The organism is Neobacillus citreus, assembly GCF_018343545.2.
Lineage (GTDB): Bacteria > Bacillota > Bacilli > Bacillales > Cytobacillaceae > Neobacillus > Neobacillus citreus.
Map to the genome: position 1 here is coordinate 83,562 of NZ_JAGYPE020000008.1, position 23,650 is coordinate 107,211.

Here is a 23,650-nt window from a genome sequence, read left to right on the forward strand (position 1 = left end):
AGCGTTTTAATACAAACGCTTCCTGCATCCAAAAATTAGTATATTAAGTTAATAAAATCCTCTTTGGAAACATTTCCAAAATAATACGTTGTATCCACATCTTCCAGCGCACTTTCCATTTCGCTTTTTTCATAACGAATCCCACTAAGCCGCTGTTCTATTTCACTGACATCGCCCACACCAAAAAAGTCACCATAAATTTTGCAATTCTCGATGATTCCTTTGTTCACTTCAAGCCGGACATCAATGGAACCAACCGGGAACCTGTGCGAGTGCTGTAAATTGAATTTTGGAGACTTTCCGTAATTCCAATCCCAGTTTTGATATCTTTCTTTGGAAAGCTGATTGATGTTTTGCCAATCTTCTTCCGTTAACACATACTCAGGAACATCTTCCTGTCCTTCAAAAATATATTTAAGGAGCAAGGAGCGGAATTCCTCGATGCTTATTTTTTCTGATAAAAATTCAGAAATGTTAGCAACCCGGCCGCGGACTGATTTGATTCCTTTGGATTCAATCTTATCTTTCTTCACCTTTAAGGCAGATACAACGTTTTCCATTTCAGAATTCAAAAGCAGTGTTCCATGGCTGAACATTCTCCCCTTTGTCGAAAATTGGGCATTTCCAGAAATCTTCCGCCCGTCTACTTCGATGTCATTACGGCCGCTTAGCTCGGCATTTACTCCTAACTTTCTTAAGGCCTCTATCACCGGTTCAGTAAATTTACGGAAATTATGAAAACTTTCACCGTCATCCTTCGTGATGAAACTAAAGTTTAAATTCCCCAAATCATGATAAACCGCCCCGCCGCCTGATAATCGGCGGACCACATGGATGCCGTTCTTTTCCACATATTCAGTATTAATTTCTTCAATCGTATTTTGATTTTTTCCAATGATGATGGATGGCTCATTTATGTAAAATAATAAATACGTCTCATTAATATCAAGATTCTTTAATGCATACTCCTCAATCGCCAGGTTAATGCGCGGATCAGTAATCCCTTTATTATCAATAAACAGCATACTCACCAAATCCCCCTTTAAAGTTGAATAGTCTGAAATTCTTCTGCAAGTTTTATTATACCAGTAAATTCACCTGATGCCTCATGAACTAAATCACTTACATTCCCGTAATGCGGCAGGTGAGTGAGAATTAATTGCTTTACACCTGCCTCACGGGCAAACCGGCCAGCCTCTACACTGTTCATATGTCCCGCTGATTTGCCGTTTTGATGCCCGTAAAAGTTGCACTCGCATAACAACACGTCTGCACTGCTGCTAAACTGAATAAACTCCTCTTTAAAGGCGCTATCCCCTGTATAAACCAATGACTTGCCACCCGCCTCAAATCTCATCGCATAGCAAGGCACAGGATGGTCTGTTTTTAAAAAGCTTACTTGAAACGGACCGATAGACAGGACCTGATTTGGTTCATAGGCAATTCCTTTCGTAATTGTTTTATAGGTTAATTTTGTAAATTCATGCTGATCAAAATGGTGCCCATAGATTGGCAGGGTCGGAAATTGTTTTCCCAAAAAGCCTTGGATCAGCCTCGCATGCTGCAGGACACCGATATCGGCAATATGATCAGGGTGGTAATGGGAAAGAATAACCGCATCAAGCTCCTCAGGCTCAACGATATTTGGCAGTTTCGCAAGAACTCCGCTGCCGCAATCGACTAGCAGCCGAAACCCTTCATGTTCAAGTAAATAGCCTGAGCTTGCTGCATCCTTTTTCGGATAGCCGCCCCAAAACCCGATGACCGTCAATTTCATGATAAATCCCTCCAAAATTCCAGTTCATTTTTAATATGTACATTATCAGCAGCTCTTTACTATATTCATACACGAAAAGACCAGCCGTATCAATGTTGAAGGCTGGTCTTTCAAGTTTATTCATGTGCTGCTTTAAATTGATGCTTCATCCTCATCGCATAGTTGGCAATTGACAATACGCTGAAGCCAACAATAAAGCCAAATAAAATGAGGGCATTTTCCCACATAAAGCTGAAATCACCGCTTGAAATCACCGCTTTAAAGCCCTGCACCGAATAGGTCATCGGCAGGAAGGCATTAAAATGCTGCAAGAAATTCGGAATCAATTCAAGCGGGAATGTTCCTGCACTTGTTGTTAATTGGAAAATCAAAATGATAATCGCGATAAACCGCCCGGCATCTGCAAGTACTGAAACAAGCAATTGGATTAACGCAATAAAAGTTAAGCTTGTAATTATGGAAAACAAAATAAACTTTGGCATGCTTTGAACTTCAAGGTTTAATCCAAACAGAAGGATTGCATCAGCAATCAATGCCTGGATTATTCCGATTCCTGCCATAATGGCAAATTTGCTGGCAAACCAATTAAAACCGTTTACCGGTCGGATGGCAGCATCTCTAATCGGGAAGACAATCGATAATAATAGAGCACCAACAAATAATCCTAATGATAGGAAGTATGGCGCAAACCCTGTTCCATAGTTTGGTACAGTATTTAAACTTTCCTTATCCAGTTTGACCGGTTTTGCCATCATATCATAGGTTTTGTTGTCTGTGTGAACCTTTGCAGCCTCATCGGAACCCTCTTTCAATTTATCCGCCAACTCCTTGGCACCATCAGACAGTTTTCCTGCTCCATCTTTTAACTGCTCCGAGCCATCTGCCAACTGTCCGGCACCAGTAGTGATGGCATCGGCACCTGCGGTTAATTGCTTCATCCCAGTTGAGAGACTGCCCGCACCGCCGTTTACCTCATTAGAGCCTAAATATAATTGATGGACCCCTGCCTGTAAGGCCTGCTGCCCTTGGTTGATCGTTCCTAAACCTGATAACAATTGATCAAAGTATGGGTTTGTCTGGCTGGCGATTTTTTCTTCAAGGCCTGACGTTGCTCCTGAAAGCTTACCAGTCAACTCTGTTTTAAACGTATCAAACCCTGCACCCAAATTGGAGGTCAGCTTGGCAGATACAATCGGCTTTACTATAGCCTTGATTTGTTCCTTTGATTCCGCTTGAATAATCTGCTGTGCATACTGTTCTGGGATACCGCTGGCAACAAGCGCCTTTGTTTGATTTTCAATAATTGGCCCCATCATGCTTTGCATTTCAGCCGGAGTAAATTTCCCACTTGAGATCAGGCTTTGAGCTATTTGATTCATGGCTTGCTTTTGTTGATAAATTTGTTCAGCAGTCTGGTCAGCCATTTGTTCAATTAATGACGTGGATAACTGGGATTCAAAACTATTTATCCCATTATTTAATTCCACAACACTGCCGCTCAATTGGTTATTGATTTCTTTCGCAATTCCAGCAGGGAGCTCCTGTTTCAATTGCGCTGCACCCGCATAGGCCTCCTTTGTTCCGGCCACAAGCTTTGGAAGATTGGAATCCACCTCAGACAGACCGGCGCTAAGCTTAGATGAGCCATCAGCAAGCTTAGCCGATCCGGCATCCGCCGTTTTCATGCCATTATCAAATTCAATCGATTTTTCAGCAAGTGTTGCTAGCCCTGCATAGAGGCCTTTCGAGCCTTGAGTTAATTCTTTAGAACCGTCGCTCAATTGGCCCGCACCATCGCTTGCTTTTTCAACTCCATCAGCAAGATCGGTTATTTTAGAAAAAATAGTCTCAGCATACGTTTCCGTTACCTTTTCAGAAACTGCGGTTTTTATTTTTTCTGCGGCCGTTCCGCCAATTTGGGCTGATAAGAAGTTATAGCCTTCGTTTGGGACATAGGTTAATGTTAGTTTTTTCGGTTGGTCGTCCATTAATGTGGTCGCATTTTCCGAAAAATCATTCGGAATTTCAATCAGCATATAATATTTTTGTTCTTTGAGCTTTTTATAACCCTCACTTTTGCCAACCGATTCAAAGCCAAACTCCTTGCTTTTCTCTAGTTTTCGCACTAGGTCATTGCCAAGCTTCAGCTTTTCTCCGTCAAGTGTTGCCCCTTTATCTTCATTGACTATGGCAACAGGCAAATGATCCAGTTTGGCGTATGGATCCCAAAATGCCCAAAGGAACATTCCAGCATATAACACCGGGACCAGCATAACCGCAATGATCGGGATTAAGATTTTTCTATTTTTAAGAATAGTTGATAGTTCAGCCTTTAATAGGTTTGGTTTCAACCTTATCCTCCTCTCTAATATTGACTAATTTGTTCATTCGGTCATTTGTGTTCTAAAAAGAAGGACTATCCAGCAGACAATCCTAAAAAAATGACTCGTAAAGTGACCAAATGAACGTTTCAGTCATTAATCACTTAATGAGTATACTACCATTTTAATTTGTTGACAAGAAAAATAAATGAAAACTCGTCGATTGGCGAGTCCGATAGGACGAAGACAGAGACGTAGTTGAATTTATGCGTTAGGAAAGTATAAATTTGTGAAAATTTATATTTCCATATTAGCTAAAAAAAAAGAAGCTGATTTTAAGTTCAGCTTCCTTTGTTATTTAAATATTCTAGTACATTTTTAACGGCTGCTTCTCCTTGGTCGATACAATCCGGGACGCCGACACCGCCGTAGGATGCTCCAGCTAAAAACACGCCCGGCAGTTCTTGTTTCATAGCCTCCAGAATGGAATTGAGCCGCTGTTTATGCCCGACCGTATATTGAGGCATCGAGTTTTTCCAGCGGGAAATGACGGCAAAATCAGGACTCATATTAATTTGCATGATTTTGTTTAAGTCATCAAGGACGATTTTAACGATTTGGTCATCGGACAGATCGACTACCGTTTCATCCCCCGCCCTGCCTACATAACAGCGGAGCAAAACTTTTCCCTCCGGCGTAGAATGCTCCCATTTTTTATGTGTCCAGGTACAGGCCGTTATTGTATAATCACTGTTTCTAGAAACGACAAAGCCAGTCCCATCTATGTCCTCATTTATGGCCTCTTCCGGGAAGGCCAAGGCAACTGTGGCAACGGAAGTCGAGGGAACATGTTTCAAAGGTTCAAAAAAACGATAATCCGAAAACATCGCCTGCGTTATTTTGTGAGGGGTGGCAGCAATAATACTATCGGCTGTCAGGCATTCCCCATTGTTCAGATAAACCTCATATTTATTATTTACCCGAGCGATGTTCTCCACCCGATGCCCTTTTAAAACCGAGCTGGCATCTAATTTTGCTTCAATCGCTTCAGCAAACGATTGCAAGCCTGTTTTAAAGGTGAGGAATCCGCCTTTTTTTGATTTCCCTTTATCACCCTGCTGTTTTGGCTGCGCCGGAGTTGATTTTTTCATCCCCAATATCAGGCTGCGGTGCTTCTGTTCCACCTCATAAAATTGCGGAAAGGTGGCCATCAAACTCATTTGATCGATATCGCCTGCGTAAATTCCTGAAAGCAGCGGTTCAATTAAGTTCTCGACCACTTCATCGCCCAACCGCCTTCTAAAAAAATGACCTAATGCTTGGTCTTTTCCGCTTTCAGAGCGGGGCAATATTAAATCGGCCGCTGCTCTCAGCTTCCCTGGAATGGAAAATAACCCCGTTGTCATAAATGGCCCCACTTCGGTCGGGATTCCCATGATTGAGCCGCCCGGCATGGAATGGAGCTTTTCATTCACCAAAACATAGGATTTCCCCGTTGAGTTTGGTACTAATTGATCGTCCATCCCAACTTCCTTCGCCAGCCGGATGATACTCGTTTTTCTGGCCAAGAAGGAATCCGGACCTCTTTCAATGGTGAAACCGTCTCTTACAACAGTCTGCATTTTTCCGCCGAGTCGGTGCGAGGCTTCAATAAGTTGGATCTCCAGCGGGAGATTTTTCTCCTTTACTTCTTTTTGAAGATAATAGGCTGCGGTCAAACCGGCAGCTCCCCCACCAATAATAATTACCTTCTGTTCTTCTTCTGCCACCTGACGTCACCTTCTTCAAATTGAATTTCCAAGTTCCTAATCCGCTAACTTCTTTAAGATGACGGTTGACAATGTATCAATGAATTCTTCCTTTGCATTAGGCATTTCCGGTCGATAGTAGCTCACGCCCAATTCACGGGTAACAGCGTTACATTCATAATCATTATCATATAGAACCTCAAGATGGTCCGAAACAAATCCAACTGGTGCATAGACGAATGCCTTATAGTGATGGTTATGATATAAATCTCTCGTTAAATCTTGAACATCAGGTCCTAACCATGGCTCCGGCGTATTTCCTGCGCTTTGCCAGCCAATCACATAATTCTTTACTCCTGCTTCAGCAGCAATTAAATCCGCAGTTTCTTGCAGCTGTTTTGGATATGGATCCCCAAACTGAAGAATTTTTTCCGGCAGACTGTGAGCCGAAACGATCAGCACCGCATGATCCTTTTCTTCTTCAGGCATTTGTTCAAAAGTTTGTTTGAGTTTATCCGCCCAGTAAGAAATAAACTTTGGTTCCTGATACCAGCTTTCAATCGTTTTTATCGTAAGTCCGCCTAATTTTTCTGCCTCTTCAACCGCTCTGCCATTATAGGATTTTACGCTAAAAGTTGAAAAATGCGGGGCAAGCACGATACTTACTGCCTCTTTTATGCCGCCCTCATGCATCTGTTTAACGGCATCTTCAATAAACGGCTCAATATGCTTTAAGCCAAGATACATTTTAAATTCGACTTCATCTTGAATTTTATTTAAATATGCTTCTAGCTTTTGACCTTGTTCAAGGGTGATTTTTGCCAAAGGAGAAATCCCGCCAATCGCTTCATAGCGATTACGTAGGTCCTCAATCATTTCCGGAGTTGGTTTTCTCCCATGCCGGATATGGGTATAGTATCTTTCCAGGTCGTCTGCATTGTAGGGGGTACCGTATGCCATCACCAGCAAGCCCATTTTCTTTTTCGTCATCGTTTGCACCTCTTATGTAATTTTCCGTATTCCTTTTATTAGGGATAGGGCCACAAGGCTTGTGCAGTCTCAACCTGACATCCCTTATGGCCCTTTTTAATAGCTCTTTTATTTTGCCAAAAATCTGCTCTTAATACCAATAAAAAGCTTAATTCAACAGGTTATCTGCCGTTTTTCGCCGCTGAATATTCATGAACAAAAGCCGTAAGTTTTTTCAGGTTTTCCGGATTAACAGACGGGAATACCCCGTGGCCTAAATTAAAGATATATCCGCCTTGCTCCATTCCCTGATCTAAAATGGCTTTTGCCCTCTCTTCAATTACTTCCCATGGAGCCAAAAGGATCGCTGGGTCAAGATTTCCCTGGACTGTTTTCTGAATCCCCATTTCCCGTGCTTGGCGGATTGGCAGACGCCAATCAAGACCGACAACATCCAGCGGCAGGTCATTCCATTCCAATGCCAGGTGGCTTGCGCCGACACCGAACATGATTAATGGAACATTCTCTTCTCTTAATGAAGAAAAAATCCGGTTCATGACTGGTTTAATAAAATAACGGTAATCCTCCACATTTACAGCGCCAACCCATGAATCAAAAATTTGAATAGCGCGTGCTCCGGCTTTGATTTGCGCTTTTACGTATGTAATGACCATATCGCCTAGTTTATCCATCAACGCAAACCAGGCCTTCGGCTCAGCGTACATAAACGCTTTTGTCTTATTATAATTTTTCGAAGGGCCGCCCTCGATCATATAACTAGCAAGCGTAAATGGGGCACCGGAAAATCCGATTAAAGGCACGGATAATTGTTCCTCTGTCAATAATTTAATCGTATCGATCACATAAGGAATATCTTCTTCAGGATGCAATTCCCCTAGTCTTTCCACATCCGCAAGGGAACGAATTGGATTGTCAATGACCGGACCGATGCCGCCTTTGATTTCCACGTTCATCCCGATGGCCGGAAGCGGTGTCATGATATCCTTGTACAAAATCGCGGCATCAACATTATATTGGTCAACAGGCAGGCGGGTGACATATGCACACAATTCCGGCTGATGAGTAATTTCAAATAGAGAGTATTTTTCTTTAATTTCCCGGTACTCCGGCTGTGAACGTCCTGCCTGGCGCATGTACCAAACTGGAACATAATCCGTCTTCTCTCCCCGAGCTGCTTTTAAAAATGTTTCATTAATAGGCTTTGCCATAAAAATAAGTCCACCTTTCAAGACATTCTGTTTACCATTTTAATATATAGAACAAGATTTTAAAAACTTTCTTTCATACACAGTTGTCTTCACTATATCGATAATTTCCTCCTCTGCATAGCAAACGATTACTTTTGTCAAAAAAAAGTCGATTTTTACGTTTGAAAATGAGTTTAAATAAGAAAATAGTTTTTGCATAAGCTATTACTTAAGATTAGCTTAAGGGGGATTTGAAAAATGACCGTATATATTACCAGCGGAACACTCGATTTTTTAAAAACGATTAAAGCGAAATATCCCGCTGAAAAAATTATGATGATGAGCAGTGCAAATGGAGCATTATTATTCCATGAAACTGCCGGAAAAACCGTTTTTAATGAACCAAGGAAATATGAAGTCTTTGAATCAATCGGGGAAATGAGTGGCGAAGGGTTTGTTGTGATGAAAAATATTCCCGTTACACCTGAAGGACACCCCATATTTGAACATCACCTAAAAAATCAGAGCAGGAAACTGGAAGGCACACCTGGTTTAATCGCCCTTCGCGGGCTCCGCCCCTTGGCTTCAAATACATATATAATTATGATTGTGTGGACCGATGAAAAATCTTTTGAAGATTGGCATGTCACGAATTCATTTCTTGAAGGGGATAAAAACAATCCCGAGAATGACGATCTTCCAAACATATTCGAAAGTGCACCCTATATCAGCAGCTACACAATTGAAGATTAATTTTTCAAAAGGAATGGAGAATCTAGCCATTCCTTTTTCCTTTCCACGGTTAAAATTTTGTTTTTCCTCCCGCTCACCTCTTTTAAGCAAATTCATATTCTGTATTACATCCAGCCGGGCGGATACCTATTACAAAAGTCCATGGATGAAAGAAAGGAGGTTAATTTTATGCTCGTGGAGCTTACTGCTCTTCATTGGATATATGTCGTCTTTATTGCACTGATTATTGGTTTTATGGTCATGAGACGAGACACGACAATTGTCTGCATTGCCGGTATTTTCTTAATTGGTCTTATCGCCACAGGCAGTTTAAGTCATGCGATAAGCAGCATTTTTAATAGTTTTGCATATGCGATAACAGAATTATTGTCCACGATCCTTGTCATCTCCATCATTGTTGCGATGAGCCATACGTTAACCACAACAGGGATCAATGATGTGATGATTTCGCCTTTCCGGAAGCTGATTCGCAACCCGGCATTAGCATACTGGACAATCGGAATTTTAATGATGGTCATCTCCTGGTTCTTTTGGCCTTCACCCGCGGTAGCTTTGCTCGGTGCCGTCCTTCTTCCTGTTGCCATTAGGGCTGGGCTCCCTGCTTTGGGCGTTGCCATGGCCATGAACCTATTCGGGCACGGAATTGCTTTATCGGGTGATTTTGTCATTCAGGCTGCACCGAAACTAACATCTGATGCCGCCGGGATACCCATCCAAGATGTCATTGATGCCAGCATTCCTTTAGTATTTATCATGGGTATTGTGACAACGATTGCGGCCTTTTACTTCCTGCGCCGTGACATGAAGCGGGGAATTCTAAAGGCCGATACATCGATTATCTCCGCTTCTGAAGCTGAAACCACACAGCAGGGGCTGCTTTCTCTCTCCCAGAAACGATTCTTTGCCATAATAGTTCCTTTATTATTTGCCGCTGACGTTGCTGCGATGACAATCCTTGATTTAACCGGTGGAGATGCGACAGCTTTGATTGGCGGAACCTCGATTTTAATTCTTCTATTAATCTCATTGACAAGTTTCAAAAATGAAGGTCTTGAAAAAACAACAAGTTACTTGATTGAGGGCTTCCAATTTGGTTTTAAAGTCTTTGGTCCAGTCATTCCAATTGCCGCTTTCTTCTACTTGGGAGATGCCGGCTTTACGAAAATCATCGGAGAATATCTGCCGAAAGCCTCTCATGGAATAGTCAACGACCTAGGTCTGGCACTTGCTAACATCGTTCCGTTAAGCAAGGCGGTTGGAGCCGTTACTCTGACTGCTGTTGGTGCCATTACCGGACTGGACGGCTCAGGATTTTCCGGTATCTCACTAGCAGGTTCAGTTGCTGCTCTTTTTGCCGTCGCGATTGGAAAAGGGGCGGCTACCCTGACTGCGCTGGGTCAAATCGCCGCCATCTGGGTTGGCGGTGGAACCCTTGTCCCTTGGGCCCTCATCCCGGCGGCGGCAATTTGTAATGTTGACCCCTTCGAACTTGCACGGCGAAATCTCGTTCCGGTCGTGATCGGCCTTGTGGTGACCACGATAGCGGCAATGTTTCTAATCTAACTATCTAAATGGGGCTGAAAATCTTCAGCCTCTTCTATTTGTTCCATATCTTATATAAATGTTAAAATAGTATGAAAAAGAGGCTATTTATTTCTAAGGAAAACTCGTCGATTGGCGAGCCCTAAGGGCGGTTCATGAGGCGTAGTTGCACTTATACTTTCTTAATAGCTAGTAAAGACTGAGAGGGGGATTTACATATGTTAGATGAATTGTTTGCTAAATTAGAAAATTCCTATGAGGAAATGGTCTCCATTCGCCGACATCTTCACCAGCATCCAGAACTATCCTATCAAGAATACGAAACGGCCAAATTTATTGTTTCCTTTTATGAAAAACTTGGAATTGAAGTGAACAGCAATGTCGGCGGGAACGGTGTAGTAGCAAAGGTTTATGGTAAAAAGCCGGGTAAAACCGTGGCATTGCGGGCCGATTTTGATGCCCTGCCGATTCAGGATGAAAAGGATGATATCCCATATAAATCAACAGTGCCAGGAGTTATGCACGCTTGCGGACATGACGGGCACACCGCCACCCTTCTGCTCCTTGCCAAAGCATTGAATGAACTTAAGGACAATCTCGAAGGAACCTATGTGTTTATTCACCAGCATGCCGAAGAATATGCCCCAGGTGGTGCCATTTCGATGATAGAGGATGGCTGCTTAGAAGGTGTGGATGTGATCTTTGGAACCCACTTATGGGCAAGCGTGCCAACTGGTACGATTCAATATCGAACTGGCCCTTTTATGGCAGCTGCAGACCGGTTTGAAATTGAAATTCAAGGCAAAGGCGGGCATGGCGCACAGCCTCATACGACAAAAGATGCGATCGTGACAGCCTCCCAGCTTGTCTTAAATCTTCAGCAAATTGTCAGCCGCAAGGTTAATCCGATTGATTCGGCCGTTGTCTCCATTGGATCATTTACTGCTCAAAATGCCTTCAATGTCATTGCCGATAAAGCAAAGCTTATTGGGACGGTACGGACCTTCAATGAGGAGCTTAGAAGCTTTATTGAAGAAGAAATCGAACGAATTGTCCACGGCACCTGTTATATGTCAGGCAGCACTTACGACTATAAGTATTTTCGCGGCTATCCGCCAGTGGTGAATCATGCCAAGGAAACGGAATTCCTGGCTGCCTGTGCTCACCTTGCAGCAGAAGTAAAAATCGTGGAAGAGACCGAACCGGACATGGGCGGAGAAGATTTTGCCTACTATTTGCAAAAGGTGCCGGGAACCTTCTTCTACACCGGAGCAAAGCCGGAACGCGATGATGCTGCTTACCCGCATCACCATCCACGATTTGACATCGATGAAAAAGCTATGCTGATTGCTGCCAAGACATTGGGAACAGCAGCCATAAAGGTGCATAACGAGTAAATGGAAACTCGCCGTTTGGCGAGTCCGGTAGGACGAAGACAGAGGCGTAGTTGAATTTATGCGTTAGGAAAGTATAAATTTGTGAAATACTTTCCTATTAGCTAAAGAAAAAACCCCTGAACTTTATTTAAAGCTCAGGGGCTTTTTGCAAAATTCTTAACCGATAAGCGTTCATCGCCGTTTCGCCTAATGTTTTCATTAGGTTGTTATTGGCGTATGCCCCAACAAAGGCGCCGATCCCTGGAACAAGCTGAAGCATTTTGACAAAATCAATATAATCCCGGTATTCCTGCTGGAACTTCCGCCAGTCCATTTTCACAAGTACCTGCTTTCGCTCCTCCCAGTTTTCAATCTCAGATAACGTGTTTCTGCGGATTTCATCGCTTGAAAAAGCAAGCTGAAAGACATGAAGAATAAATAACCTTTCCTCATATTCCTTCGTATTGAAGCCGTAAACGGAGGCTGCATCAAATAAGAACTTCATCTTGATGGTTAACAGCAAAGGGAAGTCTGCCAGCCCCAGCAAAATCCCACCCGCACCAGTGCCGGCCCCTTCCACCATCGCTGTTTTTTGGTAGGTGGAAATTTTTTTGCGGACTAATTCATCTCTTTCTTCAAGAGTTAACCCTTCTGTGGCATTTCTGTTGGTGGTCATTTGCGAACTAAATAAAGTAGCCTTTACCATTGTTTTAATGCTGTCCGTCATGACTTCATGAACTTTTTCAGGGATGATTTCATTGATTTTCCCTTGCGCCTTTTTCGATATCCTATTCATCATTCCCGACCGTCTTATCAATTTTCGTTTCCAGTCTTGAACTTCATCATATACCTTTAATTCATAATCGTTCATCAAACCTCACCTCGCCATACTAATTTTATGCGTAAATACGTAAGAATCAGCCGTTTGGTTTCAAAAAAAAACCCCTTTGCCTAAACTCAAAGGGGGGTCATTTTATCCTTCATTCTATTTTTACTGTAAAAATAAACAAATAAGAAGTTAAACAATAGTCCTGCTGCAAGTTCCAATAATGCCAGGGATATTTCTCCCTTCAGAAAAATAAACAGGGCAAAAACAATGTTTTCGATTGTTAAAATAACCATCAGCAATAAATGAAAATCATCATGCTTGTGTTTTTCAGCAACCGGATAAAGGTCGACCCACAGCTTGTTTTGGTGGTGATGGATAAGCGGAAGCAGTTGAAATCCAGTTAAATATAAAAACAAAATACTGATGAGAATTTGTCCCAATCCAAACGAAATAAAATAAATCCCTAGTATACCAATAACCGTTAAGCGGACAAACAGTCCGAGATAATCCGATGACCGCAAAAAAGTCCGTGCATACAAATAGAGATACGTTTTTTCTTGTGAAAAGCGAATCCTCCCCAAGAGGAAATCCAGCCATTTTCTTCTTTTTACCGTATCCTTTAGTTTCGGCACATCTGTAAACATATTTGCAAGCCGATAAAAGGAAGCCATTCTTTTTTCTTCCTGATCAATTAATAAATCCCATTTTAACCCTAGGGCTTTTGTTCTGTTATGGAAAAAGAAATAATACAAGACCATAATCAAAGCAATGACCAAAAGGACTACAAAATTTGCCTGTTTAAACAGCAAATAGGTTAGCGAGAGATTAATGAAATATCTGACGGTCAGATCCCATCTATGTACTGATGTCTGAACAAAGTAAGAAATCCGCCAGCTGACTAATAGATTCCATCCCTTGATGACAAAAAGAACAATGAGAAACGGGAAAAATAAGCGAAAGCCAGTGCTGCTTATATGGGCATACATTGGCATAAGAACAGCAAAAATGAGTAAGAGTATGTAACCTTGAAAAATAAAGCTTACGAATCCGGAACGAAGAAAATACCCCTTTAATTTATCTTCTAACGGAAGCAAAAATACCTTATCCGCTTCCAATAAAAAATTATAAACTGGGCTGTATGTTAAGAAAAAACTGATAAACAGGGCTAGAATAATTTCCGCCGGAAAATCAGTTGATAAAGTTTTAATCCACTCCTGATAATAATACGCACCGCTGCCAATCAGAAACAATAAAACAATGACAAGATGGCCATTAAAAATATAGCGAAGATACGTGCTCAAATCCTTAACACGCCGGCCTGCCCGTTCCTTCCAAAGTTTCACCGCATTAAACATAATTTTCTTCCTTTGTTAACTGAATATAGATGTCATCTAATGACGCGGCCGGCATCGAAAATTGCTCCCTAAGCTCTGTAAGTGTCCCTTTTGCCCGAATTTTCCCTTCATGCAAAATAACAAACCGGTCGCAATATTTTTCCGCAGTAGCTAGAATATGGGTCGACATTAAGATTCCCGCCCCATTGTCTTTCATTTTCTTCATTAAATCGAGCAATGATTGGATACCGAGCGGGTCGAGGCCGACAAACGGCTCGTCTACGATGTAGAGCGATGGCTGCACAAGGAATGCGCACATGATCATCACCTTTTGCTTCATCCCTTTAGAAAAATGAGCTGGAAACCACTTTAGGCGCTTCTCCATCCGAAATTCAGTGAGCAATGGAGAAACGCGGGCTTTATAGTCCGTTTCAGAAAGTCCATAAGCCATCGCCGTTAAGCGTAAATGCTCCTCCAATGTTAATTCTTCATATAAAATTGGTGTTTCCGGAACAAACGTAAACATTTTACGATATGCCTCTTTATGATCTGTGATGGTTTGCTCATTTATTTTTATGACACCTTGATGTGGTTCCATTAATCCGATGATATGCTTAATGGTTGTGCTCTTTCCTGCGCCATTCAACCCAATTAGGCCAACCAATTCTTTTTCGTTCACCTCAAAAGAAACGTCTTTTAAGACCGGATTCCTTGTGTAACCGCCAACTAGATTTTCAATCGTTAATAAAGACATTTTTTTAAGTCCTTCCCTTAATGATTTCCTTTATTTTATCAAATCGTTTTCAATAAAAATAGAAATTCAATTTTATTTGTATATTTCCTTTTCAATCGGACATCATAATATTCGAAGGGGAGTTCAATTGATGAAGTGATTCATCAACCACTTGAAATGAGGTGTCTACAAAAGACAATATCCGTTTCAAACCCAGAAGCTTCTAAAAACGTTTCAAAACAAGGGGATGGTTGTATTGTACAATGTGCATGGTAACCATTTTGAGTTCAAATAACACCAGGTTTTTGGATAAAAAACTGAAAATGAGGTGTTTGTCGCAGACATCGTCCGTTTTTAAAGGTAAGAAAACCGATAAAAACAAATAGGGGATGGTCAGCTTGAACAATGATGTTTCTTTATAACAACACTCTACTGTAAAATGAGGTGTTTATCAAAGAACACTCCTATTGAACGTCAAATTTGAAGCAATTTCCCCTTCGAGAGGGCGGGATTCTAAGCGAATCCTGCTCTTTTCTTTTTTGCGAAAGAATTCTATGGTAAAATATACAAAATATAATGAAAGGCTGGTCCCAAAAATGAACGATTGTATTTTCTGTAAAATTGTTAATGGTGAAATTCCTTCCGCAAAAGTATTTGAAAACGAACATGTCCTAGCCTTTATGGACATCAGTCAGGTAACAAAAGGGCATACACTGGTCATCCCAAAGATACATAAAGAAAATGTCTTTGAACTGACGCCCGAAATCGCCAGAAACCTATTCGAAGTGGTCCCTGCCATTGCCAACGCTTTAAAACAGGAATTTGAACCGGCCGGTTTAAATACCATTAACAATAATGGCGAGTTAGCTGGACAAACTGTTTTCCATTACCACATGCATTTAATTCCTCGTTATGGCAAGGGAGATGGCCTTGGTGTAGTCTGGAAAAATAATCAAAGTGACTATACACCACAACTGCTCCAGGAAATGGCAGCCAATATTGCCAAGAAATTATAGGCCCGTACAGTAAGTTATCTGAAAATTATTTCTTTATTATTATTATCGTAATATGCTATAATGTGTATAAATTCTTCGCTGCAGGCAATGAGTGCACTGCAGGAGGAAAAAAGCTTTAGAAGAGCAGAGGAGAGATGAGAAATGAAAACAAAAAACCTTGTCATTTTAGCACTTTTAGCGGCGATTGGATTTGTGCTGCACGCGGTAATGCCGGCGTTCCTGACGATTAAACCAGATATGATGCTGGCGATGATGTTCTTAGGAATTATTCTTATTCCGGAAATCAAAAGCGTTATGCTTTTGGCGATTGTAACAGGCGTATTATCTGCGATCACCACTCAGTTCCCTGGGGGGCAGTTTCCAAATATCATTGATAAGCCCGTCACTGCATTAGTTTTCTTCGGATTATTTTTAGCATTAAAAAAATACCGCAGCTCTATTGTAAGTGTTGGTGTATTGACAGCGATAGGAACGATCGTGTCCGGAACAGTCTTTTTAACATCTGCCTATTTCTTGGTTGGTCTGCCTGGCCCATTTGCTGCACTGTTTGGCGTAGCTGTTTTACCTGCTGCTGCCATCAATACTGTCACAATGGTTATCTTGTACCCAATCGCGCAATCGATTGCTAAAAGAACTAAATCATCAACTGTTTCCGTCATTGAAAAGTAATGACAGGTACGTTAAGAAAAGAACCCTTAAGGGTTCTTTTCTTAAATTCACTTTAGAAAAAATAGGTAAACAATAAGGCTAACACTAAAAAGATTCCCCCGCCGCTAGCGCAGACAGCTGCCCTTTTCTTTATTATTTGTTTAGGCGGATAAACACCTGGTCTCGTTAAATCAATGACAAACTTACCTGTACCCATGAAAAAAATGGCACTTAGAACAAAAAACATGATAGCTGCACTTTTCATAGTAAGATCCCCCTGCAGGATTCCAAATTTCAATTGATGTTGTAACTATTTATATGTTTTTCTGTCCATACCTATGAAAAATTTAGTAACACTATATAAGTAAATTAATTTTTAAAAAAATATTCAAAAAGTTTCCATTTTTCTTATTAATCAATTATAATAAAATAGAAATCTTTTAAACAATTTAAATTTCAATATAAAATTATCATAATTTCTAAAAATTTTGTGAATTTTTTCTTTATTAATTTTTATTTTATTGGCATAATGAAAATAGAGTAATAATAAAGTAGGTGAAAATGGAGATGACGGAGAAACAATATTCGGCCAAGGAAGCAATGATTTTTAGTCAAAGAATTGCGCAATTAAGTAAGGCATTATGGAAATCGATTGAAAAAGATTGGCAGCAATGGATAAAACCGTATGATTTAAATATTAATGAACACCACATTCTTTGGATTGCCTACCATTTGAACGGTGCATCTATTTCCGATGTAGCCAAATTTGGTGTCATGCATGTCTCAACAGCTTTTAATTTTTCAAAAAAATTAGAAGAACGAGGCTTGCTGAAATTTTCTAAAAAAGAAAATGACAAACGGAATACGTATATCCAATTGACACCAGAGGGTGAAAACATTCTCCTGCAGTTAATGGAAACCTATGATCCAAATGCCTACTCAGCATTTACCGGCGCACTGCCTTTACGGGAATTATACGGAAAATTCCCGGACATCATTGAAATGATGGCAATTATCCGGAATATTTATGGACAGGACTTCATGGAGATTTTTGAACGTTCCTTCCATAATCTTGAAAGTAAGTTTGTGGAAGAAGACGGGAAGCTAAAAAAATCAGAGGAAAAAGAACAAGAACTTGCCTAACTAGGCTAAATAAATTTTTCAAATTCCAGAAAAAGTGATTTGTATAGATTCTGTGATAGACATGCTTTGATGGTTTGTCCGATATCTAGTTTGTCAGGCATTGAGATCGAAAGCTCATCAAAAAGCGGATGAAAGTATACATACCCTTCCGCTTTTTGTTCTTCCAATTTTTTGCTCAGTTTATCACATATAGAATAAAAATGATTCACTTCTGATTCGGAAAGGCCGGATTCAATGATCATTCGAGTGAACTTCTTGGATGGATGATCCACTACCTCTAATAACAGCTTTTGATGAAATTCAAGCATATTTATTTTTTCTGCCAGCATTTCATATTTATCCATGAAAAGCCCCCCTTTTTCCATATTATTCACCTTTTTGGGACTTGGATAAACCTATTTCAGTATTTACTTATTTGGCATCAAAATCTGAGAACCTTCCATTCTTTTTGACTATCTTTTTAATAAATTATTTGGTAAGGTAAAATGGAACAGTATCTGGGGGGAGGGATTTCTTATGATCTCCATTTTTATCGTTTTTGCCATTTTTATTTTGTTTTATGTAAATAAAATGACCAGTTCATTATGTATTCAAAAAGAAATTCCGGAAGAACGTCAGCACAAGGTGTTTCGTACAATTAATGTTCTCGTTACTATTTTATTAATTTCTTCCTATTTGGAAATTTTGTATACATAGTGTATAAGTAAAAAAACAAGCGATGAGGTGTCTCTCATCGCTTTTTACTTATGCTTAAATTACCCAAGCAGCACCAACGATAATCAATAAAATGAAAAGAACAACGATTAACGCAAAGCCTGCACCGTAACCTGCCCCACCAGACATATTTTTGCCTCCTTTCCGTTTCTACGATATACTATTCAACCTCCCTCCAATTCGACTAGGCTCTTATCTTATTTTTTCGGAAAAGACATGAATGGGCTTGTAAATTTTTGAAATGATAATCCTTTTAATTTTTTGCAGGAGTTGCCATTTATGTTATAGTTAAGGATGTGGACAAAAACCCATAAGAATTTACTATTTAGGAGAGATTCATCATGAAAAAATGGATAATGGCCCTAACGCTTGCTAGCTCAATCCTTGCCTTAAGTGCATGTAATCAAAATGGTTCGGAAACGGTTGCAGAGAGCAAAGCTGGGGATGTAACACAAGAGGATCTTTACAAGGCAATGAAGGATAAATTCGGCAATCAGGCATTACAGCAGCTTGTCTATGAAAAGGTTCTATCTAAAAAGTACAAAGTAACCGACAAAGAATTAGATGACAAAATTAAACAAATCAAAGAGGACCTTGGCTCAAACTTTGAAATGACCTTGGCCCAATATGGTTATAAAAGTGAAGCCGACCTAAAGAAAACAATGAAGCTTGGCATGCTGCAGGAAAAAGCGGCGATGAAAGACATTAAAATAACCGATAAAGAATTAAAGGATTACTATGATAATTATCAACCTGAAATTAAGGCACGCCATATTCTCGTTGCCGATGAAGCAACCGCTAACACTGTAAAGCAAAAGCTTGATGGCGGAGCAAAATTCGAAGATGTGGCAAAAGAATACTCAACTGATAAAGCTTCTGCCCAAAATGGCGGCGACTTAGGCTGGTTTGGTACTGGAAAGATGGACCCTGATTTTGAAAAGGCTGCCTATGCCCTGAAAGTTAATGAAATCAGCGCTCCAGTAAAAACTCAATTCGGTTACCATATTATTCAGGTTACTGATAAAAAAGAGAAAAAATCCTATGATGAAATGAAAAAAGATATTGAATATCAAGTAAAATCTCAAAAGTTAACTACCGATGTGATTAATAAAGCCATGGAACGTGAATTAAAAGACGCTAATGTAAAGATTAATGACAAAGACTTAAAAGACGCACTAACACCACAGACTGCAGCCCAATAAAAATCGGAAAAACGGAAGCGCCTCATTTTGCGCTTCCGTTTTTTTATTCGCTTGTGGCATGTTCACCTTTTCGGGCTTCCTTTTCTTTTTCAAGGCGCATCATATAGATTTCTCCCTCACGTTCTATATCTTCTTGTTCAAGCTGACGCTCTTCCCGCCCTGTTTTGATGGCCATTAACGCGCTAATGATAATCCCAACCACAACTGCATAAACCCAAATAGGTATAGTCAACTTCACTTGCCCCCTTTAAAATGGTTGTCCAATTTTCTAATAAATAATATTCATGGATTAAAAAATTATGCATAAAAAAAAGATAACCTCCTAGAGAGGCTACCCTTCTTATTTATGAAATGCAGGCTTGTAAAATGATCGATTATCCAGCGCAAAAACCCGTTCAGTAAACTCCCCTGGCTTAACTCTTTCCAAAGCCCGGTCAAGCATGTTCATTTTTGCATCGAGATTATCAATGTAATGAAGGATTTCTGCTTCTTTCACTAACGGTGGTTTGGGACTTCCCCACTCCGCTTTTCCGTGATGGCTTAGAACGAGGTGCTGGAGGATTAACACTTCCTCCCCGTTAATACCAAGTTCTTCAGCTGCTTTGCCAATTTCATTGATCATAATCGTAATATGCCCAAGTAGGTTTCCTTCGAGCGTATAAACAGTTGAAATTGGCCCGGATAATTCCATGACTTTGCCCATATCATGCAGGATGATGCCTGCATACAGCAGGTCCCTGTCAAGACTTGGGTATAGGCCGGAGATTGCTTTGGCGAGATCAAGCATGCTGACCACATGATAGGCAAGCCCGGAAACAAATTCATGATGATTTTTGGTCGCCGCCGGATACTCCAAAAATGCCTTCTGGTGCTTCTTTATTAAGTGGCGGGTAATCCTCTGGATATTTGGGTTTTTCATATCAAAAATATACTGGGTCAGTTTACTCACCATTTCATCCTGACTTAACGGTGCGGTTTCAAGGAAGTCTTCCAATTTCACCGCATCCGCCGGTCCGGTTCTTCGAATCTGGCGGATTTTCAACTGGCTTTTGCCCCGGTAATTTTGCACGTCCCCATGAATTTTGACAATCGTTTGGGCGGCATACATTTTTTCATCCTCTTCATTGGCATCCCAAAGCTTGGCTTCAATATCTCCACTTTGGTCTTGCAGGATTAACGTTAAAAACGGCTTTCCGTTGCTCGCAATTCCTTTTGTGGACGTTTTAATTAATAAATATAACTCAATCTGTTCCCCAACATCATAATGTAAAATACCTTTCGCCAACCTAGACACGCTCCCTTCCGATAGTAAAAGTATAACATATCCTTCTTTCACTCTATGAAATTATCTGAACAGCACCTTTTTCCAAGAAAAGAACATTTTCCTTTGGAAAGAACTGTAGTAAATGTTGATGACAAGTAAAAAATAAGATTTGATTTTGTTCCAGCGTTTTTATAAGCGCGACGACCCTTTCTGTTCTGCCAATATCAAAGTTTACGAAGCTGTCATCAATGATAATCGGGAACCGGTATTTTTCATAAAGGGTTGTAGCCAGTGCCAGTCTGATCGAAACATATAGCTGTTCTGTGGTGGCTTGGCTTAATTCGTTTGCTTCAAATAGGGTCCGGTCCTCCCGTTCTACTAGGAAACCAGTCCCCAATGGGTGCAGGTGTATTCGGTGGTATCTGCCATTTGTAAGAAAAGACAGAAACTCCTCCGCCCTTTCCAGCATTCTGGGCAAATGTTCATTTTTGTATTTCTCGATTGTTGCCGTCAAAATATTTTGTGCAAGAGAATATACAGCCCACTCTTTTGCTGTCTCCTCGAGTTCAAATTTTTTCAGCTTATAATGATGGAGAATATCAGAATAAACGCCGCCTTCTTCGAGAACCTGTAATTCGTACTTGACCTTGGCTTGCTCCTCCTGCAGTTCTTTTAATCTAGCATGCAATCGCTTAGATTCATCAAGGCCGGCAGTTATTAATTCATCCCAATTAAGGATGGTTAGGAAGCTTTCCCTCTCTTCCTCAGACAGGCTTGAATAGTTAAGCTGACTGCGGATATTGTCCAAAGCAGCCAGCAGTTCGGATCTTTTTTCCGCCTTTTTTCCAAGTTCATAGAATTGCTGTTCCGTATCCGTATTAGCAGACTGAAGCAGCAAAGCATACTCCGCTTCAAGCTGTTCCAGTTCATGTGATTTGCCTTGCCAATCTGCTTCCATGCCAGCAAGCTTATTTTTTCTTTCCTGTTTTTTGATACTCTTTTCAAGCTCTTCCTTAAGTTTTGTCCTCAATAAAAATGCGGTCTTATGTAGATCGAGATCCTTTTCCGGCAAAAAGCGTTTGCCATATTCCAGAATTCCTTCGGAAATCTGGCTTTGCTGCTGATTAGCTTTGTCCACTTTTGCAATTAGCTTATCCCGTTCCCATAAAATCTCTTTAAATTTTTCGATTTGTTTAAACGCTTCCTCCAAAAAGGCGTCGGCAAGATTATCAGGTATTTTTAATTCTCTGCTAACTGTAAGCAGCGTCTCCTTATGCTTACTAGAGGCTATCTCCCATTCCTCAAATTTCGAAATCACTTTTTCAAATTGGCTCTGCTGCTGCTTAAGCCTTAATTTTAACAGCTGCAGCTGTTCACGCCGCTGATTGTCTATCTTCAACTCTTCAGCAGCCTTGCTCAGATCCAGGTATTCGGCAGATTGCAGCTTTTCACTTACCTGTTTTTCTCTTTCCCGCAGTCCGTTAAGTTGTTGAACAAGCTGCTTTTCTTTAGCCTGCTTTAAGGATTGGAGCATGTATACGGCAAAAGCCAAACAGCCTCCTAACCCCAAGATCATCAGTACCCATTGTTTTGTCAGAAGTCCATAAAGGATTAGTCCGAGGAAGATCAGCTCTATCGTGATAAATTGAAGCTTAAGCCTTGATTTAGCATCCTGTTCCTGGTCAAGAGATCTTTGCTGGAAATGGATTTTTTCCTTGATTCCCTTTAATTCCTCTTCTAAGCCCCTTTTATCATTTCCGTGAACCTGTTTTTCAAGGAGCAGTCTGTCTTGGTCCGGCAAACATAAGCCCTCAGTCAAGAGAACCTCCTTTTCAATCATCTCTAAGGCATTTTTTTCTTCCTCATACCGTTCATCCAGTTCCTCTTTTGCTTCCATCAGTTTTCTGCTTTGTTTTGCAGTTGTTTCAACCTGGTTTTTCATATACATATTTGTATTAATGGCTTGAAAATCTTGATTCTGCAATGGCAGATGGAGCTTCGCTTTTATAATGGAAAGTTCCGCCTCACAGTCAGCCAGCCTCTGTTCATATTGGCCCAGTTCCAATTTGAACTGATCAAAAATGGGCATCTGATCCAGTAACATTAATATCGCCGGCTCATTCTCGAGGAGCTCTTCATTTGGCTCCAAACCGGCTATTTCCAGCTTTACCTTTTCAATTCGTTCCGCAAGACTGTTCAGCTCTGCTTTGTAGGGAAGAATAAGTTGGTTTAATTTTTCGAGTCTTTCCATTCCTCGGACAGGGAACTGTACTTCTTCAAGTTCAGCAAGCTCGTTCTCAATCCACTTTTCTTGTTTAACAGAAGATTCTATCCTTTTCCACTCCGAAAGCTTTGCTGTTTTTACCTGAAGGATGGTAAGCTGTTCATTAAGATTAGCCATTTCATGCAACAGGCTTTCTTTTTTCGCTGCCAAGGTCTCATATTCCTTATTTTTCGCAGCGGCTTTTTTTAGCTCTTGATTGACCTCATGAAGCTCCTGCAGTTTTTCATTTAGCTCAGGCTTTTTTCCCCCTGGCTTAAAGCGGGTATCCAGCTCCTTTTGGAGGGCAGCCTCTGCCTTTGCCAGTTGTTCTGTGCCTAGTGTTCCTGCGGAAAATAGGTATTTACCCAGCTCTTCACCCTTCATCTGGTGGATGTTTTGCAGCCCGTGTATATTGAAAGAAAAAATGGCCTGAAATAGATTTTTATCAAAGCTTTGTAGTAATTCCTTTAAAAGTTCCTCACCGCCAATGATCCCGTTATCCATGACTACCTTGACATCACCGGCGGCTTTTCCTTTTACCCGTTCAATTACTGCAAAGCCTTGACCTTCAAGATAAATTCGGATATTCCCGCCGTACTTTGTACCATGTTTCGGTTCGTAGCGCAGCTCTGATTGCTGCTTAGTTGGAAAACCAAATAAAATACTATGTATAAAGGCCATAATCGTAGATTTTCCAGCCTCATTTTCCCCAAAGAAAACCTGAAATTCATTCAAATTTTCGATGATGACATTTTCCAGCTGCCCAAAACCGTAAATATTCATTGCCGTGATTTTCAATTTGGATTCACT

The 23,650-nt window shown here is 40.7% G+C and carries 23 protein-coding genes; 8 read left to right on the forward strand and 15 right to left on the reverse strand.

What is annotated here, in order from left to right; genetic code table 11:
* Positions 1-35: 35 nt before the first annotated feature.
* The 6 genes from KHB02_RS06905 to hemE all read right to left on the reverse strand — a co-directional run bounded on the left by KHB02_RS06905 (position 36) and on the right by hemE (position 8,044).
* The gene (locus KHB02_RS06905) at positions 36-1,025 is read right to left on the reverse strand and encodes a lipoate--protein ligase (RefSeq protein ID WP_213141329.1); all 990 of its coding nucleotides are present in this window, start codon (positions 1,023-1,025) and stop codon (positions 36-38) included.
* A gap of 17 nt (positions 1,026-1,042) precedes the next feature.
* A complete protein-coding gene (locus KHB02_RS06910) occupies positions 1,043-1,777 on the reverse strand; it encodes an MBL fold metallo-hydrolase (protein ID WP_213141057.1) in 735 nt (244 codons plus the stop codon).
* A gap of 116 nt (positions 1,778-1,893) precedes the next feature.
* The gene (locus KHB02_RS06915) at positions 1,894-4,128 is read right to left on the reverse strand and encodes a YhgE/Pip domain-containing protein (RefSeq protein ID WP_213141058.1); all 2,235 of its coding nucleotides are present in this window, start codon (positions 4,126-4,128) and stop codon (positions 1,894-1,896) included.
* Positions 4,129-4,439: 311 nt separating this feature from the next.
* Positions 4,440-5,867, reverse strand: a complete 1,428-nt coding sequence (gene hemY, locus KHB02_RS06920; protein ID WP_213141059.1) for a protoporphyrinogen oxidase — start codon at positions 5,865-5,867, stop codon at positions 4,440-4,442.
* Between the two features lie 36 nt (positions 5,868-5,903).
* Positions 5,904-6,836, reverse strand: coding sequence for a ferrochelatase (hemH, locus tag KHB02_RS06925; RefSeq protein ID WP_213141060.1), 933 nt, complete (start codon positions 6,834-6,836; stop codon positions 5,904-5,906).
* 161 nt (positions 6,837-6,997) lie between these two features.
* Positions 6,998-8,044, reverse strand: coding sequence for a uroporphyrinogen decarboxylase (hemE, locus tag KHB02_RS06930; protein WP_213141061.1), 1,047 nt, complete (start codon positions 8,042-8,044; stop codon positions 6,998-7,000).
* A 237-nt stretch (positions 8,045-8,281) separates the two neighbouring features.
* Here hemE and KHB02_RS06935 point away from each other — a divergent pair, with 237 nt between their 5' ends.
* From KHB02_RS06935 to KHB02_RS06945, 3 genes are all read left to right on the forward strand, one after another.
* The gene (locus KHB02_RS06935) at positions 8,282-8,776 is read left to right on the forward strand and encodes an antibiotic biosynthesis monooxygenase family protein (protein ID WP_213141062.1); all 495 of its coding nucleotides are present in this window, start codon (positions 8,282-8,284) and stop codon (positions 8,774-8,776) included.
* 168 nt (positions 8,777-8,944) lie between these two features.
* Positions 8,945-10,339, forward strand: coding sequence for a hypothetical protein (locus tag KHB02_RS06940; RefSeq protein ID WP_213141063.1), 1,395 nt, complete (start codon positions 8,945-8,947; stop codon positions 10,337-10,339).
* A 197-nt stretch (positions 10,340-10,536) separates the two neighbouring features.
* Positions 10,537-11,715, forward strand: a complete 1,179-nt coding sequence (locus tag KHB02_RS06945) for a M20 family metallopeptidase (RefSeq protein WP_213141064.1) — start codon at positions 10,537-10,539, stop codon at positions 11,713-11,715.
* A gap of 127 nt (positions 11,716-11,842) precedes the next feature.
* Here the strand turns inward: KHB02_RS06945 and KHB02_RS06950 are convergent, their stop codons facing one another.
* The 3 genes from KHB02_RS06950 to KHB02_RS06960 all read right to left on the reverse strand — a co-directional run bounded on the left by KHB02_RS06950 (position 11,843) and on the right by KHB02_RS06960 (position 14,611).
* The gene (locus KHB02_RS06950) at positions 11,843-12,565 is read right to left on the reverse strand and encodes an EcsC family protein (RefSeq protein WP_213141065.1); all 723 of its coding nucleotides are present in this window, start codon (positions 12,563-12,565) and stop codon (positions 11,843-11,845) included.
* Between the two features lie 86 nt (positions 12,566-12,651).
* The gene (locus tag KHB02_RS06955; RefSeq protein ID WP_213141066.1) at positions 12,652-13,878 is read right to left on the reverse strand and encodes an ABC transporter permease; all 1,227 of its coding nucleotides are present in this window, start codon (positions 13,876-13,878) and stop codon (positions 12,652-12,654) included.
* On the reverse strand, positions 13,871-14,611 hold the full coding sequence (locus KHB02_RS06960) for an ABC transporter ATP-binding protein (RefSeq protein WP_213141067.1): 741 nt from the start codon (positions 14,609-14,611) through the stop codon (positions 13,871-13,873). The genes KHB02_RS06955 and KHB02_RS06960 overlap by 8 nt, the downstream gene beginning before the upstream one ends.
* Positions 14,612-15,186: 575 nt before the next feature.
* On the opposite strand from KHB02_RS06960, the gene KHB02_RS06965 reads away from it, so the two are divergent.
* Both KHB02_RS06965 and KHB02_RS06970 read left to right on the forward strand, forming a co-directional pair.
* Positions 15,187-15,606 (forward strand): HIT family protein, encoded by a 420-nt coding sequence (locus tag KHB02_RS06965; RefSeq protein WP_213141068.1) that lies wholly within the window; start codon positions 15,187-15,189, stop codon positions 15,604-15,606.
* Positions 15,607-15,747: 141 nt separating this feature from the next.
* Complete coding sequence (locus KHB02_RS06970) at positions 15,748-16,275, forward strand: tryptophan transporter (RefSeq protein WP_213141069.1); 528 nt, start codon at positions 15,748-15,750, stop codon at positions 16,273-16,275.
* 52 nt (positions 16,276-16,327) lie between these two features.
* Here the strand turns inward: KHB02_RS06970 and yhzF are convergent, their stop codons facing one another.
* On the reverse strand, positions 16,328-16,519 hold the full coding sequence (gene yhzF / locus KHB02_RS06975) for a membrane protein YhzF (RefSeq protein WP_213116685.1): 192 nt from the start codon (positions 16,517-16,519) through the stop codon (positions 16,328-16,330).
* Positions 16,520-16,821: 302 nt separating this feature from the next.
* Between yhzF and KHB02_RS06980 the strand changes: the two genes are divergently transcribed.
* Positions 16,822-17,397, forward strand: coding sequence for an HTH-type transcriptional regulator Hpr (locus tag KHB02_RS06980; RefSeq protein ID WP_213116686.1), 576 nt, complete (start codon positions 16,822-16,824; stop codon positions 17,395-17,397).
* Between the two features lie 5 nt (positions 17,398-17,402).
* Here the strand turns inward: KHB02_RS06980 and KHB02_RS06985 are convergent, their stop codons facing one another.
* The gene (locus KHB02_RS06985) at positions 17,403-17,741 is read right to left on the reverse strand and encodes a DUF1878 family protein (RefSeq protein ID WP_213141070.1); all 339 of its coding nucleotides are present in this window, start codon (positions 17,739-17,741) and stop codon (positions 17,403-17,405) included.
* 172 nt (positions 17,742-17,913) lie between these two features.
* On the opposite strand from KHB02_RS06985, the gene KHB02_RS06990 reads away from it, so the two are divergent.
* On the forward strand, positions 17,914-18,093 hold the full coding sequence (locus KHB02_RS06990) for a hypothetical protein (protein ID WP_213116688.1): 180 nt from the start codon (positions 17,914-17,916) through the stop codon (positions 18,091-18,093).
* A 54-nt stretch (positions 18,094-18,147) separates the two neighbouring features.
* Here KHB02_RS06990 and KHB02_RS06995 read toward each other — a convergent pair whose 3' ends face one another.
* Positions 18,148-18,240 (reverse strand): YjcZ family sporulation protein, encoded by a 93-nt coding sequence (locus KHB02_RS06995; protein WP_213141071.1) that lies wholly within the window; start codon positions 18,238-18,240, stop codon positions 18,148-18,150.
* 212 nt (positions 18,241-18,452) lie between these two features.
* Between KHB02_RS06995 and KHB02_RS07000 the strand changes: the two genes are divergently transcribed.
* Positions 18,453-19,313, forward strand: coding sequence for a peptidylprolyl isomerase (locus KHB02_RS07000; protein WP_213141072.1), 861 nt, complete (start codon positions 18,453-18,455; stop codon positions 19,311-19,313).
* A gap of 43 nt (positions 19,314-19,356) precedes the next feature.
* Here KHB02_RS07000 and KHB02_RS07005 read toward each other — a convergent pair whose 3' ends face one another.
* From KHB02_RS07005 to KHB02_RS07015, 3 genes are all read right to left on the reverse strand, one after another.
* Entirely contained in the window at positions 19,357-19,545 is a 189-nt protein-coding gene (locus KHB02_RS07005) for a sporulation YhaL family protein (protein ID WP_213116691.1), read from the reverse strand.
* Positions 19,546-19,653: 108 nt separating this feature from the next.
* Positions 19,654-20,598 (reverse strand): 3'-5' exoribonuclease YhaM, encoded by a 945-nt coding sequence (yhaM, locus tag KHB02_RS07010; protein ID WP_213141073.1) that lies wholly within the window; start codon positions 20,596-20,598, stop codon positions 19,654-19,656.
* 52 nt (positions 20,599-20,650) lie between these two features.
* Complete coding sequence (locus KHB02_RS07015; protein WP_213141074.1) at positions 20,651-23,638, reverse strand: ATP-binding protein; 2,988 nt, start codon at positions 23,636-23,638, stop codon at positions 20,651-20,653.
* Positions 23,639-23,650 lie beyond the last annotated feature (12 nt).